The organism is Flavobacterium sp. GW823-FHT06G12, from assembly GCF_058794775.1.
On the sequence record NZ_JBXAHE010000005.1, the window covers coordinates 298,358 to 324,643 of the forward strand.

The following is a 26,286-nucleotide window of genomic DNA, read 5'->3' on the forward strand; positions in this document are numbered from 1 at the left end:
AACCAAAAAAAGCATCTCTATCGAGATGCTTTTTCACTAACTAAACTTAATTTTATTCTTAATTGAAATCGAAGCGTAATCCTAACGAAATATTATTTTGATCAACATTATTTTTTTCAAATAAAGGCTGTAAATCGTATTTCAAATACAAACTTGCTGATTTGTAACCAACGTATGTACTTAACCCATAATTAAAATCATTTACGTTGAAATTACCCTTTGTTTTTTGCTTTACATCATTTCCAACCTCATCATCAAAACATAAAATTTGTTTTGATTTCACTCTAAATCCTGCATAACCTCCTATACCAATTCTAGCACTTTTATGAGATTTAAAATAATTAACTCCATCTCGAACTTCTTTCTTAGTAAAATCAAACTCCAAATGCAATGGTACCATTACATATACATTTCTAAATCGGGATTCGTCTAAATGTACAGGGCTTGTCACTAAATCGGTTTGTGCTCCATTTTTTTCAAAATAACGATCATCTGTCGCTCGCAGATTATTATACATCAGAGACATTCCGTATTTAAAATGCAACAAATTATCGTCTTTTAAAATTCTTGTGTTCCCAGTTATCCCCCATTCATAAAAGTGAGACGGCAAATATTTAAAATCTGAATGCGCAACTTGACCATCTGTCACTAAATTATTTACTCCAAAAGCAAAAACGAATTGAGTAGTAGTTCTTTTTGATTGGCGTTTATCAACATCTTTTTGACCATGGTACACTTTCATAGAAGTAAGATTAATGATTGTTTGATCCTCTTTATCACAATCATTACAATCTCCAATTACAATTTTTGCCCCTTTGTTTTTATTTGTATTTTCTGTCTCAATTTTACCATCAACTCTATCTTGAACTAATTGGCTTAATTTATTTTCTTCGATAGCAACATTTGTTTCAATAGCAGCGGCACGAACTTTTGCTCTATTTAATTTAAGTTCTTCTCCTTTTTCTTTAGAAATTATTCCTTTTGAGACTTGATTATCTAATGAATCTACTTCTATTTTTAAAGCTTTCTTTTCATCATCTGTTATTTTTGTAATTTGATCAGCAATTGCTTTTGCCCTTACTTCAAATGAAATTTCTTTAGGATCTCGTCCTTTATTTTCTCCAGTTTCTGGAACAGTATTTTCTACCACTTCAAGTTTTACATCTTTAAACCAAATTTGGCCAGTTCCGTCTAATAAAACTCCATAAGAAATTGATGTTGCATCCTTTGGCACAAATAAAACAACTTCATATTTTGTCCAATTAGTTGAACCTTTTATAGGTCTGTTCTGCATATTATCAAAAGCAAGTACGCGAGCTGAATAATAATCGACACGCATCCAAAGTCCAGCCCATGAATTTACATTTTCTGTCTTTACATAAGCAGTCATTTTAAGCGTTTTATCCTGATATAAATTAGATTTTATTGTCTTCGTAAGACTCCCAAAACCTTTAATTTTACTTTGAACTGATTTTATTGTAAAGATATTTTGATCGGTAGATTCCGGATTTTTCTCAAAATTCATTTCATATTTTACAGGGTCATGTTGCCAATAAGTCCAGTCTAAAACCTTTTTATAACTGCCACTCTCTTGTGCTGATAATTTAGTTGCCAAAGCAACTATCATCATTGTAATTAATATAATTTTTTGCATGATTTTCGTTTTTTGATTGATGATTGATGATTCTTTATTTATTCTTCGTAATTTCTATTTGCTATAGCACTTTTTACAGCTTTCAAATTTTTATTAAATTTATCTAGCGCAGACTCTCTATAAGATTGATTTAATTCTGTTTCGGCATTTAAAAGCAAATCGTTAGGATTTACTGTAACCGCTTTTCTGTTTTTTCTAATTATTTCGTCAGTAGTTTTTGTTTCGACCTTACCATTAACTTCTGCCAATAATTGTTCTGCCGAAATGTATTTGCTTTTATTTTCAGATTGGTGATTCTTATTTTCAAAAGAATTAACTGTTGCACTATCTCCTTTTAAATCATCCTTAATTGAAGACTCTACTTTACTTGCAAGTTGTTCTGAATTCTTGTTTTGATTATGAATTTCAACAACAGCTTGAACATGTTTCATTATTCGTTTCGGATTATGGTTGTTAATATTTATAACCTCATCTTTATTTACTCCTACTACATTTAAAGTGTCTTTATTTATTTTTTGTTCTAAAACTATTGGTGTAGTCTTTTTAATTTCTACAGTTTCGGAACGATTAAAATAGATTGTGCCGACCAATAAAAACCCTACAAAACTTGCCGCGATATAAAGCCATTTTTTGCTTTTCTTAGGTTTCTTTTCTTCTGTCACACTCAACATCGCATCCAATCGATCCCAAGCTTTATTGCTTGGTTCTATTTCGCGTTGATTTAGCTTTTCACGGAAATCCTTTTCAAAATTATTCGGTTCCATTATCTTGTTTTTTTAAAATAGTAATTTGTGTTTGCAGCATTTTTCTAGCGTGCGATAATTGCGATTTTGATGTTCCTTCATTAATTCCTAACATCTTGGCAATTTCATTGTGTTTGTAACCTTCAATTGCATATAAATTGAAAACCATTTTATACCCGTCTGGCAAAGCATCAATTAAATACTGAATCTGTTCTACAGTAAAATGACTGTCAATTTCATTAAAGCTTTCTTCTACAAAAAACTCATCTTCGGCAAATTTTACTTTTTTCTGAACTCTTAAGTAGGAAATGCATTCGTTAACCATAATTCGGCGGATCCAACCTTCAAAACTTCCTTTGTGTTCAAAGTTTTTCAAATTTGCAAACACTTTCATGAAAGCCGTTATCATTACATCTTCTGCCAATTGAATGTCTTTTATATATTGACGGCACACACTTAACATTTTAGAAGAATATTTACCATAAATCTGCTGCTGTGCCTGACGATTGTTCTCGACAGCCAGCTTTATGATTTTGGTTTCTTCTTGATGCAATGGTATAATTTTCATTAATAAGCTTTTGGTTTTGGTTTTAGAAATAGACTTCTATTAGCATAGACGATTGTCGATTTGAAATGGTTGCATGAAGTATGAAAAATTTTCAAAAAAATAAATTCCAAAAACGAGATTGGCTTATTGGCTCTTATTAATGTAAACTTAAGTAAACTTCTCATATAAGACATACTAATCTCTAAGCATTCTTAAATGCATTGAGAATTTCCTTAACGTTATTAAAGCAAGTTTTTCTAATTAATACTCATTTACGTATTAAATCTATTATATTTACTTTCGAAAAATTTACCAAAAACAAACCTAAAACCAATTAAATGAAAGACAAATTTTACTCAATTCTAGTTCTTTTTATTGCCGTTTTTTGCTGTAAAAACTGCTCTACTGAATACATTAAAGGCGGAGACAACAAAGCAATCTCTAATTATGAAAAAATGCTTTTCGACAATTCAACAATCCAAGCGGAATTATATGATGAATATAAAGAGACTACGATTAAAATTGCTGGCATACCAATGAAGACTTACAAATTTAGGTATCATTTTGATTTGAATGGGAACACTTATGAAGGAGAACATACTTTTGATGTTGACCTTCCAAAATCAAACAAATTGACTGTTTACTATCTTAAAGGTGACCCAGATTTTAACCTTGCAAATCCAAAATCAGAATTAGCAAAGGAAAAAGAAAAAAACTCCTCCAATAGTAGTTTATATTGGGCTATTGGCTGGGGAATATTTAGCTTGATGGCATTATTTGGCGTTATCAATGAATTTAAGAAAAAACCAGAATCCGAAACAGAAATTGAAACAGCAGAGTAAAATTTGCTTCATTATAAACAAAAACCTCTTTTAAAATTTTTAAAAGAGGTTTTTGTTTATCTTATATTTAAAGTCAATTTTTAATTGACAATTTTTCAATTAAAAAGTTATTTCTTTCTCTCAATAACATAATTCACCATCAAAGTCAGCGCATCTTTATACTCAGAATCGTCAAAGTTTTGAAGTAATGCAAGTGCTTCTTGCTGGAATTCGACCATTTTGTTTTCGGCGTAAGCCAAACCATTATTATCTTTTACAAAAGCAATCACTTCTTTTACGCGTTTTTTGTCTTTGTTGTGGTTTTTGATGGAGTTTATCAGCCACTTTTTTTCTTGTGGAGTACAAGTATTTAAAACGTGAATTAAAGGCAAAGTCATTTTTTGCTCTTTAATATCTATTCCAGTTGGTTTTCCGATAGCTTCTTCGCTGTAATCAAATAAATCGTCTTTGATTTGAAATGCCATTCCGATCAGTTCACCGAATTTACGCATATTTTCTACCTGTACATCATCTTCAATTACGGCTTTAGCGCCAAGCGCACAACAAGCGGCAATAAGCGTTGCGGTTTTCTTTCTGATGATTTCGTAGTAAACATCTTCGGTAATATCAAGTCGACGTGCTTTTTCGATTTGAAGCAATTCTCCTTCGCTCATTTCGCGAACGGCTACAGAAATGATTCTTAACAAATCGAAATCGCCATTATCAATAGAAAGCAATAAACCCTTAGACAATAAATAATCTCCAACCAAAACGGCAATTTTGTTTTTCCAAAGTGCATTGATTGAGAAAAATCCGCGACGGCGATTACTATCGTCAACAACATCATCGTGTACTAAAGTAGCGGTGTGAATAAGCTCAATTACTGACGCTCCTCGATAGGTTCTTTCGTTTACAGTACCGCCTGAAACCATTTTTGCAGTCAGAAAAACAAACATTGGACGCATTTGTTTTCCTTTACGGTTTACGATATAATAAGTGATTCTGTTTAGTAAGGCAACCTTAGAAGTCATCGACTCATGGAACTTTTTTTCGAAAAGTTCCATCTCGTTAAAAATGGGCTGCTTTATTTGAGATGTAATATTCATTTAGACTCCAAATATACTATTTTAAATAAAAATACGTTGTGTATTTTAGGTTAGGATTTAAATAATTTATGCCTTAACCTGAAAAAAAACTCCAAAAATAGCTCTAACTAATACTGATTTGAATTCATTAACTTAAAAGAACCCAAAATTATTATTTTATGAAAACAAAGCTTTTATTAATTAGTACTTGTATTACTATGTCTTTTTTCGTCAGCTGTAATTCTGATGAAAAAACAAATGACGGATCGGGATCGACAGCGGCGATTACCAACGATGAGATTATAACCAACTCTAAAATCGATGCCTCTGTAGAGGATGTTACTAATATTGCCGAAGATCAATTTAGTTCTCAGCTCAATGTAAATTCAAAACCAAGCGGACCTATAAAAAATTATCTTCCTAGCTGTGCTACAATTACTACCGTTTTGACCAATAATACTTGGACAAAAACAGTAGATTTTGGTGTTGAAGGCTGTACTTTAAATAACGGAAATACAGTAAAAGGTAAAATGGTTGTTTCTTTTGCAAACGATTTTACTTCTTCTACACAAACAATCAGCTATACTTTTGAAGGATTTTATCATAATGGTAAAAAAATTCAGGGAAACAAAAGTATTGTCAGAACCATTAAAGAGACTAATTTGTTGGTAACACCTCACCCAGTTTCTACTGCTTCTATAGATTTAACTATTACTTTTGATGATGGAAAAGTTTATTCTAGAAAAGGAACTTTAACAAAAGAAATGACTTCTGGTTATGACACATGGTTTGATTGGGATGATAATGTCTTTATGATTACCGGAAGTGGCACTACAACTTTCCCTAACGGAGATACTTTCTCGGCAGAAATTACAACTCCATTAGAGTTTGATGCGTCTTGCAGAAAATCTTTTGCAGTAAAAGGAATTGTTTCTATAACTAAAAATGGTGCTACGGCAACTATAGATTATGGTAGCGGAGAGTGTGATACGCTTGCAAAAGTAACAAAAGACGGAGTTACTGAAGAAGTAGATTTGAAAAAATAAACATCCTTTTTGTCCAGTAGAAAAGCATTAAGAACAAGAATTGTTTTCTCGTTTTTAATGCTTTTTTTTTATCGTTTAAAACCGATCAAATATCCTTATGGGACTAATTATCATTATGAATATTTTTTTTCTACCAACGAGATATTCCTAACGGAATATTTTTCAGCAAATATTATTCTGCTTCTTTATTTGCTAATTGTCCACAAGCGGCGTCGATGTCTTTTCCTCGGCTTCTTCTCACTTTTACAACTACTCCAATATTTTCCAATGCTTTTATATAAGCCATAATCGATTCTTCTGAAGCTTGTTGGAATTCACCATCATCAATTGGATTATATTCAATTAAATTGACTTTACACGGTACATATTTACAAAACTTAACCAAAGCTTCAACTGAAGCTTTATCGTCGTTGATTCCTTTCCAAACCACATATTCGTAAGAAATTTTGCTTTTAGTTTTTCTGTACCAATATTCTAATGCTTCTCGTAGATCTTTTAAAGGAAAGTTTTTACTAAAAGGCATAATGCGTGCACGAGTTTCGTCTATCGCTGAGTGTAGAGAAACTGCTAGTTTAAACTTCACGTCATCATCTGCCATTTTTTTAATCATTTTAGGAATTCCTGAAGTCGAAACCATGATTCGTTTTGGAGACATTCCTAAACCTTCTTCAGAAGTAATCATGTCGATTGCTTTAATGACATTGTTGTAATTCATTAAAGGCTCTCCCATTCCCATAAAAACAATATTCGAAAGTGGATGATTGTAATACAAACGGCTTTCTTTGTCGATTGCTAGCACTTGATCGTAAATTTCGCCTGGCTCTAGATTTCGCATTCTCTTTAATCTTGCAGTTGCACAGAAATTGCAATCTAAACTACAGCCAACCTGACTAGAAACACAAGCAGTAGTTCTGGTTTCAGTCGGAATTAAAACAGACTCTACTACAAGTCCATCATGAAGTCTAACGGCATTTTTTACTGTTCCGTCGCTACTTTTTTGCATTGTGTCAACCTTAATATGATTGATTACAAAATTATTTTCAAGCATAGACCTTGTAGCTTTTGCTACGTTTGTCATGTCTTCAAAACTGTGAGCGCCTTTACTCCATAACCACTCGTAAACCTGATTTCCTCTGAAAGCTTTATCTCCATTTTCAACAAAAAAATCGCGAAGCTGTTCTTTTGATAAGGCTCTTATGTCTTTTTTCTCCATTTGCATGCTGCAAAGTTAATTTATTTCCAGTGTTTTCTAAAACTTAAAGCATTTTACCTCCTTTTTTTCTTGATTTCTTTTCAAAAAATAAAACAAGAAAACCAATATCGCCATTCTCAACCAAAACACGCAACAAACTAAAAAACAAATATTTACACAAAACTTCATTTCCTTAGAATGGGCATAACCATAACATTAATAAGCCTTTGCACTCTTTACTATAATAATTTAATAAAAGTTTAGCCATGATTTTTATCATTTCATGTTCTTCGCGCGCGCGATAATTTTGGTCTAAGAAATAAGGATAGCTTTTGATTCTTTAACCACTAATTGAATCTTAAAACTTCCTGATTTGAATGATTAACCTATACTTTATCAACATGAAAACAATTCAATCATTTTTACTGACAATTATTTTTACAACAATGGCATTAGAGGCAAATGCTCAAAAAAATTATAGCATAGCTGCAAACTCAACTTTTGAAGTAGCGGGAACCTCTACAGTACACGACTGGGTAATGAAATCTACAGAAGGAACAGGAAGCGCTAACTTAATTATTAAAGATTCTAAACTTGCCAGCATAAATAGTTTAAGTGTTTCCTTATTGGCTGAAAGCCTAAAAAGCTATAAAGCCAGCATGGACAAAGTAGCTTATGAGGCCATGGATACTGAAACACATAAATATATTGAATACGTATTAAAATCTGCAGAAAAAATAGATGACAACACTTGGAATCTAACAGGAATTTACACTATTGCTGGAGTGAGTAAAGAATATAAAACTCAGGTAAAAGTAACTACTAATAAAGGGAGCATCATTTTGCAAGGTTCTAATCAAATTACTTTTGGCGATTTTGAAATGACACCTCCAAAAGCTGCCTTGGGAGTTGTAAAAGCAGGAAAAGATCTAACTGTAATCTTCAATATCATTTTAAGCTAAATCTTGATGTTAAAAAACGTTCTTTTTTAACATTTTATCTCTTCGAATTAAATGTTAAAAAATAGCAATTCAATAAAATCAAGCTTCTCTTTTTGCTTAACTGATCAATTCTATAGAAAATGAAAACGTTGTAGTTATTAAATACCTATTTAATAAAATTTTAACAATGATTTTTATCATGTATAAAGCTGATTTATAGAAGGATCTTTGATACAAGTTAAAAACAACATTCTTAGTACTAAATAGAAACTGGCCGACTATTAACTTATTTTTTATAATATAAACATGACAAAAATGAAAACAAGTACATTAAAACTTTTCGCCGTTGTAACAGCATTTTTAGGAATCAGCTCTTTTGCAACAGCACAAAAATCATATGCTTTAGACAGCAAGTCAACTTTTTCTGTTGCGGGTACTTCTACGCTTCACGACTGGGAAATGAAATCAACTTCTGGAACTGGAACGACATCATTAAACATTGCCAACGGAAAACTAACCGACATTGAAGCTTTGACTGTAACTCTTTTAGCCGAAAGCGTAAAAAGTGAGAAAAAAAGTATGGATAAAGTGGCTTATGAGACTTTAAAAACAGACAAAAACAAAAACATTAAATATGTTCTTAAATCTGCTGAAAAAGTAAATGAAACAACTTGGGAATTAACCGGAACTTATACCATTGCTGGAGTTAGCAAAGCTTACAAAACTACTGTAAAAACTACTGTTACCGCAAATGGATTAAATCTTCAAGGAAGCAACAAAATCACCTTTACAGATTTCGGAATGAAATCACCGACAGCAATGCTTGGGACAATAAAAACAGGTCAAGACCTGACTATAAAATTTAATTTAAACTTTAATTTATAAACGCCATGAAGAAAATTTATATTCTATTCGTTACATTGATCAGCACATTTGCTGTTCAGGCACAAGTTAGTTTTGGAAACATGCAAAACCAAATCTCTAGAGGAAAAGATGGTATCAATGTTTTTGACGTACAAAAAGATACTAGAGAATTTAAAGGTCTTAGTATTGATCTTGGTGGTGCTTTCAACATGGATTTTCAAGCAACAAATTCATTCAACGATCAACCTGCTAACATTACCACTACGACTACTACTCCTAACGGAACTACCACTAGAACAATTTCAGGATATCGCTTAATGAATACTGAAAACAATTTTACGCTTCCTGCTGCTGACATGTATATTGGTGCTCAATTGTTTGACGGGGTAAGAGTAAATTTAGATATTTATTTAGCTTCAAGACACCATAATGATTCTTATGTAAAAGGTGGATACTTACAAATTGACAAATTAGACTTCATCAAAAAAGATTTCCTAGCTGATTTCATGAAATATGCTACAATTAAAATTGGACAAATGGAGAACAATTTTGGTGATGCTCACTTCAGAGGTTCTGATAATGGTAATACAATCCGAAATGCATTTGTTGGAAACAACATCATGTATTCTTTCACTACAGAAATGGGTATGGAGGTTTACTACAACAGAGACGGATTGGTAAGCATGTTAGGTGTTACAAATGGTAATTTAAATCAAAGTAATGAAGAAGTTTTTTATACTAGCGGACCAAACACTAATACAACGCATAGTCCTTCAATCTTAGCTAAATTAGGTTATGACAAACAACTTAATGAAGATTTAAGAGTAAGATTAACTGGTTCTCTTTATCATAATGCCAATCTTGGTAACGCAAACATATATTCTGCTAACAGATCAGGATTTGGTTATTGGGGCATATTGAATAATAATCCTTATAAAAATACCATTACTAAAACCGATGCTAACGGTGTTGTTACTACAACTACAACTGATGTTGCTACTAGTTTTAGTAAGACATCTACTCCAGAGGCAACATTCAATCCTAATTTCAAAAATTGGGCTACGACATACATGATTAACCCTTTTGTAAAATATAAAGGACTTGAATTCTTCGGAACAATCGAATTGGCTTCAGGAGGTGATAAAGCGGGTACTGACGACAAACGTACAGCTAATCAATATGCTTCAGAGCTTATTTACAGATTTGGAGGAACTGAACAATTCTATATCGGAGGAAAATACAATACCGTATCTGGAAAATTATCTAATGCTGACGCTAAAAAGGTTACCGTAGATAAATTTGAAGCAAGCGCTGGTTGGTTTATGACTAAAAACATTTTAGCTAAATTAAACTACGTTAATCAAAAATATAAAGATTACTCACAATTTACAGGAGATCCTGCTACTGGAAATCTAAACAACTTTTATGGTGGTAAATTTGAAGGTTTAGTATTCGAAGCAACCATTGCGTTCTAATATAAAAAAAATGAAAACAAGATTTTCAATATTAATTATGGGTTTAGCAATGTTCTTTTTATTAGGAAGTGCTAAACCCACTTTTTTTCCAGAAGATACGGCTGTGGTAATAAATAAAATAAAGATAGAAATCACAGGTTTATCAACTGTCGGCAAATACAATTGCTCTAATACCTTTGCTATAAAAGATACAGTCTTTGTAAATTCAATCAAAAAAAACACTTTTAATACTGACATTAAAATGTCGAATTTTGATTGCGGCAATAAAGTAATGACTAAAGATTTACAAGGAACTGTAAAGGTTAAGAAATTCCCGAATAGTACTGTTTCCATTAGTGATATAAAACCTTGTGGAAAAAATTACAAATGCAAACTAAACTTTTATATTACCGACAAAACATTAAAATACAAAGATTTCATATTATACAATAACGACGACAAAATTCAAGGAACTTTGAGTTTAAAATTCTCTGATATTGAATTAGAAGCTCCCGTAAAAATGGCGGGATTAATTAAAGTTAAAGATGATATTATTATTAATTTCAGTCTATACAAAAACTAATTTTTCGCAAAAAAAAATTAAACAGCAAGCGCACAAAAATCAAAATTTGGCACAAGAATTGTTTTGCTCTCAAAAGAAAAAATAATCTTACAAAGAGCTCAATCATTTTAAAATTTGTAATTTTATTTTTCAGCCATTTAACCTTTAAGTTTTATCAACCTAAAAAAATTGAAATTATGAAAAAACAAATTTTGACTTTAGCTGTAATTGCTTTATTAGCATTCGCTGTTCAATCATGCGAGAAAAAAGAAAACAAACCTGCAGAAGACGAATTAACTCTTGGCAACAAAGTTGATTCTCTAACAACAGATATCAAAGAAGTAAAAGATAGTGCAGTAAGCAAAGCCGAAAATGCCGCTACTAAAGCAAAAGATGCGACAGAAACTGCAGCTCAAGACGTAAAAGATGCGACTAAAAAAGCAGCAAATGATGTTGAAAATGCCGCTAAGAAAACAGCAACCGATGTAAAAGACGCTACTAAAAAAGGAGCTGAAAAAGTAGAAAATGCTGCAAAAGCTGCAAAAGACGGAACTGTAAAAACAGCTAAAGATGTAGATGCGGCTTTGAAAAAATAAACTTCATCTAAATCCTAACAGAAACCATTCGCAAAACGAATGGTTTTTTTATGCCCAATCGCAAGCAGATATTTTTGTATTTTTGTCTTCAAATTACAAGATACTACAACATGCATTTTATATCTCAAGAACTAGAAGATTACATCGAACAGCATTCTGAAAAAGAACCAGAATTACTGGCGAAACTAAATAAAGAAACCTATCAAAAAATACTTTTGCCAAGAATGCTGAGCGGTCATTTTCAAGGCCGTGTTTTAAGCATGCTTTCTAAATTGATTCGTCCTGTAAATATTCTCGAAATTGGTACTTATACCGGTTATGCCGCTTTATGCTTATGCGAAGGAATGCAAGAAAATGGTCAATTACATACAATTGATATCAAAGAAGAATTGATTGATTTTCAGCGAAAATATTTTGATATGTCTCCTTGGGGAAAACAAATTTTTCAACATTTAGGTGAAGCCGTAAACATTATTCCAGATTTAGACCTAAAATTTGATTTGGTTTTTATAGATGCTGACAAAGAAAACTACTTGAACTATTGGGAAATGATTGTTCCAAAAATGAATAAAGGCGGTATTATTTTATCGGATAATGTTTTGTGGAGCGGAAAAATTCTGGAACCAGTTCATCCAAATGATGTTAGCACAAAAGTACTTTTAGAATACAATCAACTTTTGAAAGATGATCCGAGAGTAGAGACGGTTTTATTACCAATTCGCGATGGATTGACGGTTTCGAGAATATTGTAATTTTTTGAGCCTCTAAGGTTCTGAGGTGCTAAGACACTAAGGTTTTAAACTCGATAATATATTTATTAAAGATGAATTGTAACGCAGAAATAAACTCTGAAGGTTTTTCAATCATAAATAATGTTTTTACAGAAAATGAAATTGAAAATCTAATTTCATTGATTGAAAGCAAAACTACAAATAATCAAGAAAATGCTACTTTTAGAAAGTCTCAAGATTTATTTGCAATAAGACAATTTCACAAGGAAATACCTGAAACTTTAGATTTTATTTTTAATAAAAATCTAAAAGAAATTATCGAATCTAATTTTGGTAAAGACTTTTTTATAACAAAATCAATCTATTTTGACAAACCAGAAAAATCGAATTGGTTTGTTGCTTATCATCAGGATTTAACCATTTCTGTTGATCAAAAAATTGAAGCGGAAAATTTTGAAAATTGGACTGTAAAACAAAATCAATTTGCAGTGCAACCACCTACAGAAATATTAGAAAATAATTTTACCATAAGAATTCATATTGACAAAACCACTAAAGACAATGGCGCTTTAAAGGTTATTAATAACTCTCATTCAAAAGGAATTTTAAGAATTAAAAAGCTTGATTTCGAAAAAGAAAAAGAAACAATTTGCGAGGTCGAAAAAGGTGGTATTATGATCATGAAACCCTTATTATTTCATGCATCGAACAAAACCACTAACAACGAACGCAGAAGAGTCATTCATATTGAATTCAGCAAACAACAACTTCCAAATGGTTTGGAATGGAGTGAAAAAACAATTCTGAATTAGTTTTTTTTAAAGGTGCTAAGGTTCTAAGATTCTGAGACTCTAAGTTTTTTTCTTTTAATGCTAAAAAAAGGCTCTAGATAAAAAAACCTCCAGCTAAAGCTGGAGGCAATTAATATATAAACCTTAGTATCTTAGTATCTCAGAACCTTAGCACCTTAAAAAAAATCTATCCTGGAAAATACTGTGGTTTCAGTTTTCTATAAACTAAATAAAGTAAAAATCCGAAGAGTGCCCCAAAGAAATATCCAGTAAGAATATCACCTGGATAATGTAAACCTAAATAAATTCGGCTGTAAGCAAAGATTAAAGGCCACAGAAATAAGAATCCTAAATATTTAAAGTAACGTTTTAAAATTAAATATAAAAAAGTCGCAACCGCCATCGTGTTAGCTGCATGTCCTGAGAAAAAGCTATATGATTGTCTAACTTGAACAACACGAATAATCGTATTTACTTCAGGATCATTACATGGTCGCAAACGCTGGAAAGTATGTTTGAATAAATTACAAGTCTGATCTGTAAAAGCAATCAGAATAGCAATGAAAAGCAATAAATACAGGGTTTGTTTTCCTCCTATTTTTTTATAAATAAGATAGAATAGAAATAAGAAAAATGGCGTCCAATACAACTGATTGGTTATAATAAGCCATAATTTGTCGAATGTTTCAGAGCCTAATCCATTAAGAAAGATTAAAAGTTCTTTATCTAATTCCTGTATTTTTTCAAGCATTACATTTGGCGTTTAATAGGTCCAGAAAGGTTATCAATATCTTCTTTTACTTTTTCTATTTCAGTTGCAGTATCTCCTAAAAGGTTTCCTGTATCTCCAAGTAAATTAGATTTTGCATTATTAATTTCTGCATTGATATTTCCTGTAAGATCATTCAAAGATTTCGCATCAAGACCATTTGCCTCTGCCCCTTTCTGAATTTCACTTTTAATATCATTAGTTGCATTTTTTAATTGAGCCATTGCTTTCCCCATTGTACGTGCAATTTCTGGCACTTTATCAGAACCAAAAAGCATTAGCACTATAAACAGTATGAAAACTAGTTCTCCTCCTCCTATACCAAACATAACTTTTATTTTTGTTGTCGCAAAGATATTAAACTTTTCAGGTTAGTGTTTTAAAATTAACTTAAAAAGTCCTTTAAAATGCATTTCCTGAAAAGAAAAAAGTTCATCAAGCTTTTAAACCTGATGAACTTTTCATTCTAATCTTTATTTATTTAGTCAAATTTCGACTTTGTTTCTACTTTTGGCCAAGAGTTATTGGTTACATCAATATCTGCTGTTAGCAATTGTGGGTCAATTTGAATACTCTTAATTGCTTTTGTAGTAGCGTAAACCTTCTTAGCTGTATCATTACTTTTTCTCCAGATTTGCGCTGGATATTTGTAATTATCTTTAGAACCATCTTCATAAGTAATCTCAACCAAAATAGGCATAATCATTCCGCCTGGTTTATTAAATTCTACTTCGTAGAAATATTTTGGAGATTTAATAGAAGCTTTTTCTTCAGCAGTAAAAGTCTGATCTACGTAATCTGCCAAAGGCTTGAAATCTTCTATTTTTAAAGCTTTTTTCTTAGAGCTATTTACTTCTGCATTATCTCCGGCAACCAAGTAAACAAATGGTCCTTTTTCGAATCCAAAACGTCCTTTTCTTACTTTTACATCTTTAATATCTGTAGTCGGAGTATCAGAAACATAATATTGTTTTACATCTTTAATTCCGATATCTACAAAATCTGTTGAGTAGAACCATCCTCTCCAGAACCAATCTAAATCTACTGCAGAAGCATCTTCCATTGTTCTAAAGAAATCTTCTGGAGTTGGGTGCTTAAATTTCCATCTGTTTGCATACGTTTTGAATGCATGATCGAATAATTCTCTTCCCATAACTACTTCTCTTAAAATATTAAGACCTGTAGCTGGTTTTCCGTAAGCATTATTTCCAAATTGGTGAATTGTTTCAGAGTTTGACATAATTGGCTCCAAAAACTTTTGATCACCACTCATGTAAGGAACAATATTTTTGGCTGGTCCTCTTCTTGAAGGGAAAGTTGGATCTAATTCTTGTTCTGCTAAATACTCTAAAAATGAGTTCAAACCTTCATCCATCCAAGTCCATTGACGCTCATCTGAATTTACGATCATTGGGAAAAAATTATGCCCTACTTCGTGAATAACAACACCAATCATTCCGTTTTTCACCTCTTTGCTAGTCACTCCATTTTCGTCTGGACGACCAAAATTCCAGCAAATCATCGGATATTCCATTCCTTGATCTTCTGCAGAAACAGAAACTGCTTTTGGATAAGGATAATCAAAAGTATGCGCAGAATAGCTTTTTAAAGTATGCGCAACAGTCATTGTTGAAGTTTCTCCCCAAAGCGGATTTGCTTCTTTTGGATAAACAGACTCTGCCATTACCACTTTATTATTCAATTTTACAGCCATTGCATCGTAAATGAATTTTCTAGAAGAAGCAATTCCGAAATCACGAACATTTTTAGCACTGAATTTCCAAGTTTTTTTCTTGTCAGAGAAACCTTTTTCAGCCGCTTCTGCTTCTGCCTGTGTTACAATAACAACAGGTTTGTCAAATGATTTTTGTGCTTGCTCGTATCTTTTTACTTGTTCAGCTGTAAATACTTCGCTTCTGTTCATTAATTCACCAGTTGCATCGATTACGTGATCTGCAGGCACTGTAATATTTACATCAAAGTTTCCAAAAGGAAGCGCAAACTCTCCACTTCCCCAGAATTGCATATTTTGCCATCCTTCAACATCATTGTAAACTGCCATTCTTGGATAGAATTGTGCAATTACATATAATTTATTACCGTCTTTCTCAAATAGTTCGTATCCTGAACGACCGCCTTCTTTTCTATAATTGTTGATATTGTACCACCATTTGATTGAGAAAGAAATTTTCTCACCAGGTTTTAAAGGCGAAGTCAAATTAATACGCATCATCGTTTCATTGATCGTATAAGACATCGGATTTCCTTTAACATCTTTAACTTGCTCGATATTAAAACCGCGCTCTAAATCTTTTTTCAAATATTTAGAAGAAAAGCCATCAAGTGCCAAAACCTGACTGATTTTATCGCTTTCTGCCAATGTGCTTTGCGTATTTGCTCTTGCTTGATTTTGATCTAATTGCACCCACAAATACTCCAGACTATCTGGCGAATTATTAGTGTAGGTAATTGTTTCAGACCCGCTTAATTTTGAATTTTTATCATCTAATTCAACATCAATTTTGTAATCTGCTTGCTGTTGGTAATAAGCTGGTCCTGGAGCTCCAGAAGCGGTACGAAACATGTTTGGAGTTGCCAGCAAATCGTACATTTGGCTAAACTTGTTGGTATCGTACTTACCTTCTTGTTTAGCAGGTGTGGTTGTTGCTTTCTCCTGCGCCACTAACATTGCAGGAAAAAGTAATAATAATGAAAGTTTTTTCATAAAAATTTAATGGTAATTTCTTTAGGCTGTGAAAATAGTAATTAAAACATTAATTTTACCAATACATTAATATTTTAACAATTCTTTCCTTGAAGATTCTGTAAAAAGAACACTTCTTTTGGTATCAAATGCTGAAATATGTGTAATGTTTTGCTGTTCTGAATTCCAATCTACCAAAATCGTATTTGAAATTTCAAGTGTTTTAAACTTATCTATATCCTTAATTCTAGAATAACACACCAAAACATCGTCAGCTTCAACTTCTTTAGATAAAAAAGTTATCACTTTTGATTGCCCGTTTACTTTAATTAAAAAGTGTTCTGATAAATATTTTTTTAATAATTCAACATCTGCTGGAGTCTCTTTACTTGTACCAACAAACGTCTTTTTGTGATACTTTTTCTCCATTGCATTATTCAAATCATCAATAAAAATGCGGGAAGTAATTTGCAGCATCTTCTTTTCTGCCGCATAATTTACTTGAAAAACACCTACATAAAATTTATGAAAAGCAAATGCAGAAGACAACATAAACAAAAGCCCCAGCAAAGGGAAAATTAACTTTTTTTTCATTTTTGAGTAGCCTCAGCTTTCTTAAAATCTTTATTCTTATTAATCATAAAGTCCATTAATTGAAACTTCTGATCTGGATCTACTAATTGTTTAGAACGAGGATCGTTTGAGCAGTACATTAAGAAAAGTTCAATTTCATCGTCTTTCAAATTAAGCGTCTTAATATAAAAGTCTTTTTTAAAATTGTCTTTAGCATATTCTACAAAAGCAATATCTGTAACTTCTTCGTCTTTTACTTCGTCTTTTTTACTCAAAAGTTTTTTGACATCTTTAAAAATTCGAACAAAATCAGTTCCATATTTTATAGTCTGATCCGACATCATTGCATTATTTTTCGCTGTAGACTGATTATCGTCCTCAAACTGCATATCTACATACTTCTGCGAACCACCTTGTAACGCTTTTACTTTTAATTCTTTATGAACAACAACTTCTTTAAGCTGATTGTTAACCAAATCTAATTTTACTTTCAAAAGAATCTCAGCACAATCTTTTTCAGTTAAAACTATTTTTTTTGATTGAAATGTGAGGCCAGAGAATAGTAAAGTATCTTTTGGCTGTGCAGCAATATCAAACAAACCGCCAGCACCAATAAATGTCCTAACATTTGCATTGATATTCATTACATAACCACTTTCTATGGCTAAAAAATCATTTATAACCTGACCGTGTAATGGTTTCCTAAAACCGTTTTGTCCTAATACAAATTGACAAAATAAGCAGACAACGAGTACTCCTAATTTATTTTTCATTTTCGAGAATTGTTAGATATTTTCTTGCTAGATCTGTGATTAAAAACATACTCATTGTTTTGTTTTTAGTATTCAAAGATACAGCAAATTCAGTATCATCGACACAAAATAATTGAAATCCTTTAATATCATCTACCGGAATTTTCAATCGATCTGTGTAATAATTCTCATCAAAAAGATATTCTAACTTTCTAAAAAGCATTTCTTTTTTCTCTACATTGACCTCTTTTTTTAGCATTGCAGTTCGTCCCGAAATCTTGTTCAAAAGCTTATCGATCGAAGTTGAAGTGGCGGTATAAACTTTTCGCTCGGCAGGCGTATATTTTTTTTGCCCGTAGGGAATAATCCCTAAATTTTCAGCCGTTATGTTAGCATTTTCATTAACTACTACTTCTTTTAATTCAACTTCTTTAGCAGTCATTTTTACAACTAAAGAACTAACAGTCAAATCTTCTGCAGATATTCGACGTTTAACAGGCTCTAAATTTACAGCGGAAAAAACCAAAACATCTCCTTCGCGCACTGCAATCGAGAAATTACCATCAAAATCTGAAATCGTAGCTGCTTGTGTCGCGTTATTTATAATATTTACCCCTTCAACCGGAGTCGACTGCTCCTGTACCTTTCCTACCAAAAGTTTAGCACCATTATTTTGCCCAAAACCAATCTGAACAAAAACAAAAAAAACAATAATCGATATAAACCTACTTACCCTCACCAGCAATCATTTCTTTATACTTTACAGCCAATTCTCCTAAAAGAAACTCTGTAGAAGTTTTATTTTTAGAATTCAAAATCACAGTAAACTTATCATTCTCAATAGCATAATATTCAAAACCTTTCACATAGTCTGCTGGAATTTTTAATCGATCAATAAAATGGTCCAGACTAAACATATTCTCCAAAAGTCTCATGAAAAATTCCTTTTTCTCAACCGCAACTTCTTTTTTAAGCATAGCAGTTCTTCCTGAGAAAAAATTTAATAACGGATCTGCAGAAATAGAACCTCCAGCCATAAGAGAACCTTCAGCCGTTGAATCGCTATTTGCTGTCGGATTTAATGCCGTTGCGGTCTGCAATTTGCGCTCTGCTGCAGTATATTTCTTTTGCCCCATAGGAATTATCCCTAAACTTTCAGCATTAATATTGTCATATCGTCTCACAACAACTTCTTGCAATTGATACATTACCATACTAAGGCTAACCGTAAAATTAAGGTTTGAAAAATCCTCTTGTTTCAGCAAAACTCTTTTTTCTTTAAAGCTTATCGAAGAAAAAACCAGAACATCATTTTCTTTTGCCGAAATAGAAAAAGATCCAGATGAATTTGTCATTACTGTTTCTTCTGTTTGCGCATTAATTACATAAATACCCTCTAAATCAGAGGTATTCGAAACTACTTTACCATTAAAAACAGAACGATCCTGACTTTGAGACCAACAAGCTTGGCTCGCCACGACAATTAAAAAACAAGTAATTTTTTGAAACAAAATAAAATAAATTAGAAATATTCTTAAAACGGTAAAAATATCTCATGTCCTTCCAAATTTAATATTAAGAACTTGGTAAAAATATGTTAATTAAACCATTAAAAACTTAAACAAAAACAGAGTTTTTAATATCTTTAACAAACAAAATTTGAGTTTAAAAACCATGAAAAGCATTATTATTGCAAGCACTTCTACCTTGCACGGAGGCAACTACTTAGAATATATTTTGCCTACGCTAAAAACACATTTTAAAAACTGCAAAACAATCTTATTTATTCCGTATGCGCGCCCTAGTGGAATTTCGCATGACGAATACACAAAAAAAGCAGCTGAAGCTTTTGCAACAATCAACATTGATGTTAAAGGAATTCACGAATTTGAAAATCCGCAAGACGCGGTCAAAAATGCAGAAGGAATTTTTACAGGCGGAGGCAACACTTTTTTACTAGTTACTCAACTTTACAAAAACAATATTATGCAGTTACTCTCTGAAACTGTAAAAAACGGAACTCCTTATCTTGGATCTAGTGCAGGAAGCAATATTTGCGGTTTGTCGATGCAAACCACAAACGACATGCCTATTATTTATCCGCCAAGCTTTCAAACTCTAGGATTAATTCCATTCAACTTAAATCCGCATTATTTAGATGCCGATTTACAATCTAAACACATGGGGGAAACTCGCGAAACCAGAATTAAAGAGTTTCATGCATTCAATTCTATTCCAGTCTTGGGCTTAAGAGAAGGAAGCTGGTTAGAAGTTAAAGGCGAAAAAATCACTTTAAAAGGAGATTTGTCCGCTCGTTTATTCAGACAAAACGAAATTCCGACAGAGTTAGAAACAGAAAGCGACTTAAGCAATCTGAAATAATTTTAAAACCATATAAGTCATATAAGTTCATTTAGAAGCTAAATTCAAAAACTTACTTCAACTTAAATCACTTATATGGTTTTAAAAAGAATAGAAAACAAAAAAGCCTCAAACAATGTTTGAGGCTTTTGAAGAGCGAAAGACGAGGCTCGAACTCGCGACAACCAGCTTGGAAGGCTGGAGCTCTACCAACTGAGCTACTTTCGCATTAATAGGGTGCAAACTTAAAAAAATTAATTTTTAAAACAAAATAAAAATCAAAAAATTTATTTTCACATAAGTAAAACGTATTTACTTTTAGAGCGAAAGACGAGGCTCGAACTCGCGACAACCAGCTTGGAAGGCTGGAGCTCTACCAACTGAGCTACTTTCGCATTGGTTGTGCAAATATAGAAAGAAAGTTCAGTTCAAAACAAGCTTTTGAGCAAAAAAAATTAATGAAAAACAACATTTTTTTATAACTGATTTAAAATTAAAAAGTTATAAATACAATATTTTTAAAAAAATTATGATCACAATTAAAGAAATTCCATCAAAAGAGACTTATGCTGTTCGCCAACCTGTTTTAAGAAAAGGAAAACCTATCGAAAGTTGCATGTTTGAAGGAGATGATTTAGAGACTACTCATCATTTTGGTTTATTTGATGATGAAGATTTAATAGGAATTATTTCGTTATTTGAAAAAATCAACACTATATTTGCCGCACAAAATCAAGCGCAGATTCGTGGAATGGCTGTTTTAGACACTCATCAGAAAAAAGGATTTGGAGAAGCTTTGGTAAGGCATTGCGAAACCTACTGCAATGAAAACAAAGTCGACTTGATTTGGTTTAACGCCAGAACAGCCGCTGTAGGCTTTTATCAAAAAATGAATTACCAGCCCCAAGGTGAAGCATTTGATATTAAAGATGTCGGCGAACATTATTTGATGTTTAAAAAATTATAAAATGAAAAAATTTTACTCTTTAGTAGTAATATGTCTTTTTGTGGGCTGCAAAAAAGAAAGCCCAAAACTTACACCTATTATAAAAAAAACGGTACCAGCAATTATACTTACTGATGAAAGAAAAGTTGAAATTGATACTGCAATAATTGGCACTTATAAAAGCGAAACTTTAAAACAATTTTATATTGGGTCTGAAAATCATACGATATGGGGAAATCTTAAAAAGAGAACTTTTGTTTTATCACAATTAGAAGAATCAGATAAATTGGGCTTAGAGCCAGAGGACTACAAAATATCTCAACTTAAAAAATTCGAGAGTAAAATTGCTTCACTCAGCGATAAAGACTTGGCTTCTTATGATGTTTTGCTGACTTATAATTTTGAAAAATATTTAAATCATTTATATAAAGGAAAGTTAGACCCAAAAAAAATATACACCAACTGGGATTTAGATGAAAAGGAGTTTGATGTGAATTCTGTATTAATTAAAGGATTCAACAAAAACAAACTAGACAGCATTGTTGAGAACATTCAACCTAAAACTCAAATTTACAAAGAGTTACTAAAAGCACTTGAAATCATAAATACTTTTCCAGATGACAATGTAAAAACTATTGAATCTGTCGATAAAATCGTTTTAAACGATACAAATCCCGCTTTAGTTAATATTAAAAAAAGGCTTTTGTACTGGAACGACATGTCCGGAAAAGATAGTCTTACAAAGATTTACGACAAAAAAACATTCGAATCTGTAAAAAGATTTCAAGAAAGGCACGGTTTAGCTTCAGATGGAGTTATTGGAGTTGGAACTATTCGCGCTTTAAACCATTCTAAGGAGGATAGAAAAAAACAGATAATTGCTAATTTGGAGCGCTGGAGATGGTATACATCAGAATTAGCTGAAAACTATTTTATTATAAACATTCCTGATTACAGCTTAAATGTTGTTGAAAGTAATGATACAACTTTGGTTAGAAATGTTGTAGTTGGAACTAGCAAAAGAAGAACACCAATTATTACTTCTTACCTAAAAACAGTTGTTTTCAACCCGACTTGGACCGTTCCTCCAACAATTCTAAAAGAAGATGTTGTTCCAGCAATGAAAAGAAATCGCAATTATTTGGCTAATAAAAATATTACGATTTATGATACTTCTGGAAAAGTAGTTTCTCCAATGGCTTGGAATGAAAACAAACCCAACAATTATCGTTATGTACAAAGTCCTGGTTATGATAATTCATTGGGATTAATGAAAATTTTGTTTCCAAACCATCACAGTGTTTATCTGCACGATACGAATCACCGAGGTATTTTTGGACGCAATAATCGTTCTATGAGTTCGGGATGTGTTCGCGTTGAAAATCCGCTGGAATTGGCTCAACATATATTAGATGTTGACGGAAATTGGCCTCAAGACAGAATTGACACCATTATTGCAAGTAAAACAACCATGAGTTTTAAGATTACCAAAAAGTATGCTTTGTACCAATGGTATTGGACAGCATGGAGCAAAAAAAATCAGCTCATTTTCAGAGCTGATATTTATGATTTAGATTCGGATTTATATGCGAAATTAAGAAATTAGCCTCTCTTCCATCTCGAAACTTCTTGATGGATGATAAATATATAAACACGATTTGTCTTTTATTAACTGAATAATTTCATTTGTCAATTCAACTGGAACTGCAGGACAGCCTTGGCTTCTACCTAATCTTTTATGATCTCTGATGAAAGATTCAGACACATAGTCTGCGCCGTGCATTACAACACCTCTTTCGCGAGCGTTGTCATTTACGCCATTTTCTAAACCATCTAAACGCAAAGAAGCACCATGTTTTCCTTGATAAATTTCGCCAGTCGCATAAAAGCCTAAACTGCTTTTAAATGATGAATTAAGATTTGAAAATGCTGAAGCAAATTCTTCTCCAGTATTTCTTCCGTGAGCTACAAGAGAATTAAACAAAATTGTATTACTAGTTAAATCGATCACCCACAAACGTTTAGTGTTTGATGACAAACTAAAATCAATTAGTGTTAAGATATTTTTCTTGATCACTCCTCTTTCTTTCAATAAATAAAATCCTTTTAAAGCTTCTGTGAAAGTTTTAAATTCAGGCATTTTAAAATTGTTTGAATTTAGCGAGTTATAAACGCTCTCGATTTTAGAATCTACTGTAACTTTTTCGACTTTAGCAATCGTCTTTACAGTGGCATTTTTTTTAAGATCGGCTGTGTTTTTTGAATCTTTTCCAAAAGACAATAGCAAAAACACAAATAACGGATAAATTTTGTAAATCATTGAATTTCTTTAGGTTAAACAAAAATTTGGGTATCGCAAAAATATAAAAAAATCACACCTTGCAAAATATAAGCCTGATTTTCAGGCCTTTTTTACTTAAACTTTAACATTATTAACATAAAAAACACTATTTCTGTAAGATTTTATCTTATAGTTAAATTCATAACATTTTAACCCGTTTTCTTAAAAAAATATGAACAAAAATGAAAATCTTGAAATATAAACTGTAACAAATAGAATAAAATTTAGTCTATTGCTTCTATAAAAAATACATTTGCCATTTATTTCGCATCAAAAAATTCAATGAAAAAGATTATTTTCCTCACTTTTCTATTATGCTCTATGTTGAGTTATGGCCAGAAAAAATCAATTCAGGCGCAAGTAACTTCTCATACTATTTCTATTGATGGAAAACTAGACGAACCCGCTTGGGAAAATGCACCAATTGCCACAGATTTTATCATGCTGGAACCAGACAATGGTAAAGCTATTCCGTACGAGAAACGTACCGAAGTTAAAGTCATTTATAATAATGATGCAATTTATGTTGGCGCAATGATGTATGACAACGAACCATCTAAGATTCTAAAAGAAATCTCGCAGCGTGATAATTTTGGAACAGCAGATCTTTTTGGCGTCTTTATAAATGGTTTTAATGACGGACAACAGGATTTTATGTTTTATGTTTCTGCAGCCGATGTTCAAGGTGATTGCATTATGACCGATGCAAATGGGGAAGATTATTCTTGGGATGCTGTTTGGATCAGTAAAGCTTCTTTGACAGAAAACGGTTGGATTGTTGAAATGAAAATTCCGTATTCAGCTCTACGCTTTTCTGGAGAAAACAAACAAATTTGGGGAATTAATTTCTTTAGAGAAATCAAACGCGATCGCTATAAATACACTTGGAATTTTGTCGATAGAAAGATTGGTACTTTTACGCAGCAAGCTGGAACTTTAGAAGGAATTGAAAACATAAAACCTCCTACTCGTTTGTTTTTTATGCCTTATGCTTCTTATTATTTGAATGCTTCTGACGGACAAAAAACATACGGAACAATTAAAGGGGGAATGGATATTAAATACGGTATAACAGATGCTTTTACTGTTGATGCTATTTTAATTCCAGATTTTGGACAGACAAAATATGACGATCAGATTTTAAATCTTGGCCCTTTTGAACAGCAGTTTAACGAAAATAGAGCCTTTTTTACAGAAGGAACGGACTTATTTAGCAAAGGGAATATATTTTATTCACGAAGAATTGGAGGCGCACCATCAATTGATCCTTCGCTAAATGAAAATGAAGAAATTACAGAATTGCCAGCTGCTGTAAATTTGGTGAACGCCTTAAAATTATCGGGAAGAACAAAAGACGGACTCGGAATTGGAGTTCTAAATGCAGTGACGGAAAAAACTTTTGCTACTATAAAAAATACAGAAAGTGGCGAAACAAGACAAGTAATCGTTGAACCGCTTACGAATTATAATGTATTGGTCTTGGACCAACGTTTTAGAAAAAACTCGTCGGTTACTTTTATCAATACCAATGTAACTCGAAATGGCCACGTTAGAGATGCAAATGTCACTGGTTTAGCTTGGGACTTAAACACCAAAGCAAATACCTATAGCTTGTATGGAAATGTTAAATACAGTATGATAAACGATATTCAAGACAAAAACGGGGTTTATTCTACAATTGGTTTGGCCGAAACGAGCGGAAACTACAGATATAGCATAGGCTCAGATTTTGTTACAAAAGATTACGATCCCAATGATTTGGGTATTAATTTCTACACTAATTATTATAATTTTTACGGAAATGCCAATTATAGAATCCTAAATCCGACGAAACGTTTTAATACTTTTAGGATTAATTATAACATGTATACCGAATTCAATAAAGAATCTGGAAAACTACAGGATAATAGCGTCAATGCCAATTTAAACCTTACAACTGTAAAAAACAACTATTACGGAACCGGCATTACTTTTTATCCGTTAGAAACTTACGATTATTATGAACCGCGTGCCGCGAACAGATATGTAGCAATTCCGAGAAGAATAGACACTTGGGGAAGCATTTCTACCAATTACAATCATAAGTTTGCAATAGATTTAAATGGCACTTTTAATATATTTGACCAATCTGATCGTCTTACATATGGTTTTGATATTGGTCCGAGATATCGTTTCAGCGATAAGCTTTTGCTAAACTACTTCTTTAGTTATATTAGAAAAAACAACAATAAAGGTTATATCGATCAAATTGATAGCGACAATAATGCAACAACTCCAAACGATATTATTTTTGCAAATAGAAATGTTATCACTTATTCTAATACTTTAGGAGGCAAATATGCTGTAAACAGTGCCATGACAATAAATTTAGCTGTCCGTCAATATTGGTCTTATGCCGATAATAAAGACATTCTAATTTTAGATTCAAATGGAGATCTTAATCCCTATCCGCAGTATACCAACAATAAAAATTCAAGTTTTTATTCTTGGAATGCCGATTTATCTTATTCTTGGTGGTTTGCCCCAGGTAGCCAGCTTTCTGCTTTGTACCGAAATAATGCAGCTAATTTTGAACGAGTTATTGATAAAGACTACAGACATAATGTTGCAGGATTATTAAATAATGATGCTCTAAAACATATTTTTTCTATTAGTGTAAAATATTTTATTGACTACAACGCCGTCAAAAATAAAGTCAGAAAAAGAGCTTAGGGTGAATTAATTTTAAAAAATAAAGGCTTCTGCGATTAAATTAATATTTTTTATCGAGCTTCATTTTATTAAATATAAATGTAACAATCGTTTCTTACCTA

26 protein-coding genes and 2 tRNA genes are annotated in these 26,286 nt (G+C 32.1%); 13 read left to right on the plus strand and 15 right to left on the minus strand.

Translation table 11 applies throughout. The features are described 5' to 3' along the window. Positions 1 to 58 precede the first annotated feature (58 nt). From AC1Q5Z_RS19705 to AC1Q5Z_RS19715, 3 genes are read right to left on the minus strand one after another with little or no spacing between them, the layout of a single operon-like run. Positions 59 to 1,654 carry a hypothetical protein gene (locus AC1Q5Z_RS19705; protein ID WP_492446515.1) on the minus strand — a complete coding sequence of 532 codons (1,596 nt, stop codon included), beginning with the start codon at positions 1,652 to 1,654 and terminating at the stop codon, positions 59 to 61. A gap of 38 nt (positions 1,655 to 1,692) precedes the next feature. Further along, positions 1,693 to 2,418 (minus strand): hypothetical protein, encoded by a 726-nt coding sequence (locus tag AC1Q5Z_RS19710; RefSeq protein ID WP_492446517.1) that lies wholly within the window; start codon positions 2,416 to 2,418, stop codon positions 1,693 to 1,695. Then, on the minus strand, positions 2,405 to 2,965 hold the full coding sequence (locus AC1Q5Z_RS19715; protein WP_492446519.1) for an RNA polymerase sigma factor: 561 nt from the start codon (positions 2,963 to 2,965) through the stop codon (positions 2,405 to 2,407). Before AC1Q5Z_RS19715 ends, AC1Q5Z_RS19710 begins: the two co-directional genes overlap by 14 nt. A 317-nt stretch (positions 2,966 to 3,282) precedes the next feature. Between AC1Q5Z_RS19715 and AC1Q5Z_RS19720 the strand changes: the two genes are divergently transcribed. Further along, complete coding sequence (locus tag AC1Q5Z_RS19720) at positions 3,283 to 3,786, plus strand: hypothetical protein (protein ID WP_286969690.1); 504 nt, start codon at positions 3,283 to 3,285, stop codon at positions 3,784 to 3,786. 107 nt (positions 3,787 to 3,893) lie between these two features. Here the strand turns inward: AC1Q5Z_RS19720 and AC1Q5Z_RS19725 are convergent, their stop codons facing one another. Further along, positions 3,894 to 4,871: a polyprenyl synthetase family protein gene (locus AC1Q5Z_RS19725; RefSeq protein ID WP_198854361.1), complete on the minus strand. Its 978-nt coding sequence runs from the start codon at positions 4,869 to 4,871 to the stop codon at positions 3,894 to 3,896. 158 nt (positions 4,872 to 5,029) lie between these two features. Here AC1Q5Z_RS19725 and AC1Q5Z_RS19730 point away from each other — a divergent pair, with 158 nt between their 5' ends. Next, the gene (locus AC1Q5Z_RS19730; RefSeq protein ID WP_492446521.1) at positions 5,030 to 5,896 is read left to right on the plus strand and encodes a hypothetical protein; all 867 of its coding nucleotides are present in this window, start codon (positions 5,030 to 5,032) and stop codon (positions 5,894 to 5,896) included. 172 nt (positions 5,897 to 6,068) lie between these two features. Here AC1Q5Z_RS19730 and rlmN read toward each other — a convergent pair whose 3' ends face one another. After that, the gene (gene rlmN, locus AC1Q5Z_RS19735; RefSeq protein ID WP_492446522.1) at positions 6,069 to 7,115 is read right to left on the minus strand and encodes a dual-specificity RNA methyltransferase RlmN; all 1,047 of its coding nucleotides are present in this window, start codon (positions 7,113 to 7,115) and stop codon (positions 6,069 to 6,071) included. A 374-nt stretch (positions 7,116 to 7,489) separates the two neighbouring features. On the opposite strand from rlmN, the gene AC1Q5Z_RS19740 reads away from it, so the two are divergent. The 7 genes from AC1Q5Z_RS19740 (at position 7,490) to AC1Q5Z_RS19770 (ending at position 13,048) form a co-directional block, all read left to right on the plus strand. Beyond that, on the plus strand, positions 7,490 to 8,050 hold the full coding sequence (locus tag AC1Q5Z_RS19740; RefSeq protein ID WP_198854363.1) for a YceI family protein: 561 nt from the start codon (positions 7,490 to 7,492) through the stop codon (positions 8,048 to 8,050). A 294-nt stretch (positions 8,051 to 8,344) separates the two neighbouring features. Then, positions 8,345 to 8,914, plus strand: coding sequence for a YceI family protein (locus AC1Q5Z_RS19745; RefSeq protein ID WP_343587548.1), 570 nt, complete (start codon positions 8,345 to 8,347; stop codon positions 8,912 to 8,914). 5 nt (positions 8,915 to 8,919) lie between these two features. Beyond that, a complete protein-coding gene (locus tag AC1Q5Z_RS19750) occupies positions 8,920 to 10,368 on the plus strand; it encodes a hypothetical protein (RefSeq protein WP_198854365.1) in 1,449 nt (482 codons plus the stop codon). 10 nt (positions 10,369 to 10,378) lie between these two features. Beyond that, positions 10,379 to 10,930, plus strand: coding sequence for a hypothetical protein (locus tag AC1Q5Z_RS19755; protein WP_343587550.1), 552 nt, complete (start codon positions 10,379 to 10,381; stop codon positions 10,928 to 10,930). Between the two features lie 176 nt (positions 10,931 to 11,106). Beyond that, positions 11,107 to 11,505 (plus strand): hypothetical protein, encoded by a 399-nt coding sequence (locus AC1Q5Z_RS19760; protein ID WP_198854367.1) that lies wholly within the window; start codon positions 11,107 to 11,109, stop codon positions 11,503 to 11,505. A gap of 110 nt (positions 11,506 to 11,615) precedes the next feature. Beyond that, positions 11,616 to 12,257, plus strand: a complete 642-nt coding sequence (locus AC1Q5Z_RS19765; RefSeq protein ID WP_343587552.1) for an O-methyltransferase — start codon at positions 11,616 to 11,618, stop codon at positions 12,255 to 12,257. Positions 12,258 to 12,328: 71 nt separating this feature from the next. Then, positions 12,329 to 13,048: a phytanoyl-CoA dioxygenase family protein gene (locus AC1Q5Z_RS19770; protein ID WP_343587555.1), complete on the plus strand. Its 720-nt coding sequence runs from the start codon at positions 12,329 to 12,331 to the stop codon at positions 13,046 to 13,048. A gap of 166 nt (positions 13,049 to 13,214) precedes the next feature. Here AC1Q5Z_RS19770 and AC1Q5Z_RS19775 read toward each other — a convergent pair whose 3' ends face one another. The 7 genes from AC1Q5Z_RS19775 to AC1Q5Z_RS19805 all read right to left on the minus strand — a co-directional run bounded on the left by AC1Q5Z_RS19775 (position 13,215) and on the right by AC1Q5Z_RS19805 (position 19,336). Beyond that, complete coding sequence (locus AC1Q5Z_RS19775) at positions 13,215 to 13,778, minus strand: phosphatase PAP2 family protein (RefSeq protein ID WP_286969704.1); 564 nt, start codon at positions 13,776 to 13,778, stop codon at positions 13,215 to 13,217. Further along, positions 13,778 to 14,125, minus strand: coding sequence for a Sec-independent protein translocase subunit TatA/TatB (locus tag AC1Q5Z_RS19780; protein WP_198854370.1), 348 nt, complete (start codon positions 14,123 to 14,125; stop codon positions 13,778 to 13,780). The genes AC1Q5Z_RS19775 and AC1Q5Z_RS19780 overlap by 1 nt, the downstream gene beginning before the upstream one ends. A gap of 152 nt (positions 14,126 to 14,277) precedes the next feature. After that, complete coding sequence (locus tag AC1Q5Z_RS19785; protein ID WP_198854371.1) at positions 14,278 to 16,521, minus strand: M1 family metallopeptidase; 2,244 nt, start codon at positions 16,519 to 16,521, stop codon at positions 14,278 to 14,280. A gap of 66 nt (positions 16,522 to 16,587) precedes the next feature. Continuing rightward, positions 16,588 to 17,094, minus strand: a complete 507-nt coding sequence (locus AC1Q5Z_RS19790; protein WP_198854372.1) for a DUF6702 family protein — start codon at positions 17,092 to 17,094, stop codon at positions 16,588 to 16,590. After that, positions 17,091 to 17,846 (minus strand): BamP family beta-barrel-assembly machinery protein, encoded by a 756-nt coding sequence (gene bamP / locus AC1Q5Z_RS19795; protein ID WP_198854373.1) that lies wholly within the window; start codon positions 17,844 to 17,846, stop codon positions 17,091 to 17,093. The genes AC1Q5Z_RS19790 and bamP overlap by 4 nt, the downstream gene beginning before the upstream one ends. Then, positions 17,836 to 18,480 carry a carboxypeptidase-like regulatory domain-containing protein gene (locus AC1Q5Z_RS19800; RefSeq protein ID WP_340696680.1) on the minus strand — a complete coding sequence of 215 codons (645 nt, stop codon included), beginning with the start codon at positions 18,478 to 18,480 and terminating at the stop codon, positions 17,836 to 17,838. The genes bamP and AC1Q5Z_RS19800 overlap by 11 nt, the downstream gene beginning before the upstream one ends. A 70-nt stretch (positions 18,481 to 18,550) precedes the next feature. After that, positions 18,551 to 19,336 (minus strand): carboxypeptidase-like regulatory domain-containing protein, encoded by a 786-nt coding sequence (locus AC1Q5Z_RS19805; protein ID WP_343587567.1) that lies wholly within the window; start codon positions 19,334 to 19,336, stop codon positions 18,551 to 18,553. A gap of 163 nt (positions 19,337 to 19,499) precedes the next feature. Between AC1Q5Z_RS19805 and pepE the strand changes: the two genes are divergently transcribed. Continuing rightward, the gene (gene pepE / locus AC1Q5Z_RS19810) at positions 19,500 to 20,207 is read left to right on the plus strand and encodes a dipeptidase PepE (protein WP_492446528.1); all 708 of its coding nucleotides are present in this window, start codon (positions 19,500 to 19,502) and stop codon (positions 20,205 to 20,207) included. Between the two features lie 134 nt (positions 20,208 to 20,341). Here pepE and AC1Q5Z_RS19815 read toward each other — a convergent pair. Both AC1Q5Z_RS19815 and AC1Q5Z_RS19820 read right to left on the minus strand, forming a co-directional pair. Next, positions 20,342 to 20,414 (minus strand) — tRNA-Gly (locus AC1Q5Z_RS19815). A 94-nt stretch (positions 20,415 to 20,508) separates the two neighbouring features. Further along, a tRNA-Gly gene (locus AC1Q5Z_RS19820) sits at positions 20,509 to 20,581 on the minus strand. Positions 20,582 to 20,715: 134 nt separating this feature from the next. On the opposite strand from AC1Q5Z_RS19820, the gene AC1Q5Z_RS19825 reads away from it, so the two are divergent. Beyond that, a complete protein-coding gene (locus AC1Q5Z_RS19825; RefSeq protein WP_343587572.1) occupies positions 20,716 to 21,153 on the plus strand; it encodes a GNAT family N-acetyltransferase in 438 nt (145 codons plus the stop codon). 1 nt (position 21,154) lies between these two features. Continuing rightward, on the plus strand, positions 21,155 to 22,738 hold the full coding sequence (locus AC1Q5Z_RS19830) for a L,D-transpeptidase family protein (RefSeq protein ID WP_343587575.1): 1,584 nt from the start codon (positions 21,155 to 21,157) through the stop codon (positions 22,736 to 22,738). Here AC1Q5Z_RS19830 and AC1Q5Z_RS19835 read toward each other — a convergent pair. Next, complete coding sequence (locus tag AC1Q5Z_RS19835) at positions 22,727 to 23,452, minus strand: murein L,D-transpeptidase catalytic domain family protein (RefSeq protein ID WP_198854379.1); 726 nt, start codon at positions 23,450 to 23,452, stop codon at positions 22,727 to 22,729. The two genes, AC1Q5Z_RS19830 and AC1Q5Z_RS19835, sit on opposite strands and share 12 nt — an antisense overlap. A gap of 303 nt (positions 23,453 to 23,755) precedes the next feature. Between AC1Q5Z_RS19835 and AC1Q5Z_RS19840 the strand changes: the two genes are divergently transcribed. After that, positions 23,756 to 26,185, plus strand: coding sequence for a DUF5916 domain-containing protein (locus tag AC1Q5Z_RS19840; protein WP_492446531.1), 2,430 nt, complete (start codon positions 23,756 to 23,758; stop codon positions 26,183 to 26,185). Positions 26,186 to 26,286: the final 101 nt, after the last annotated feature.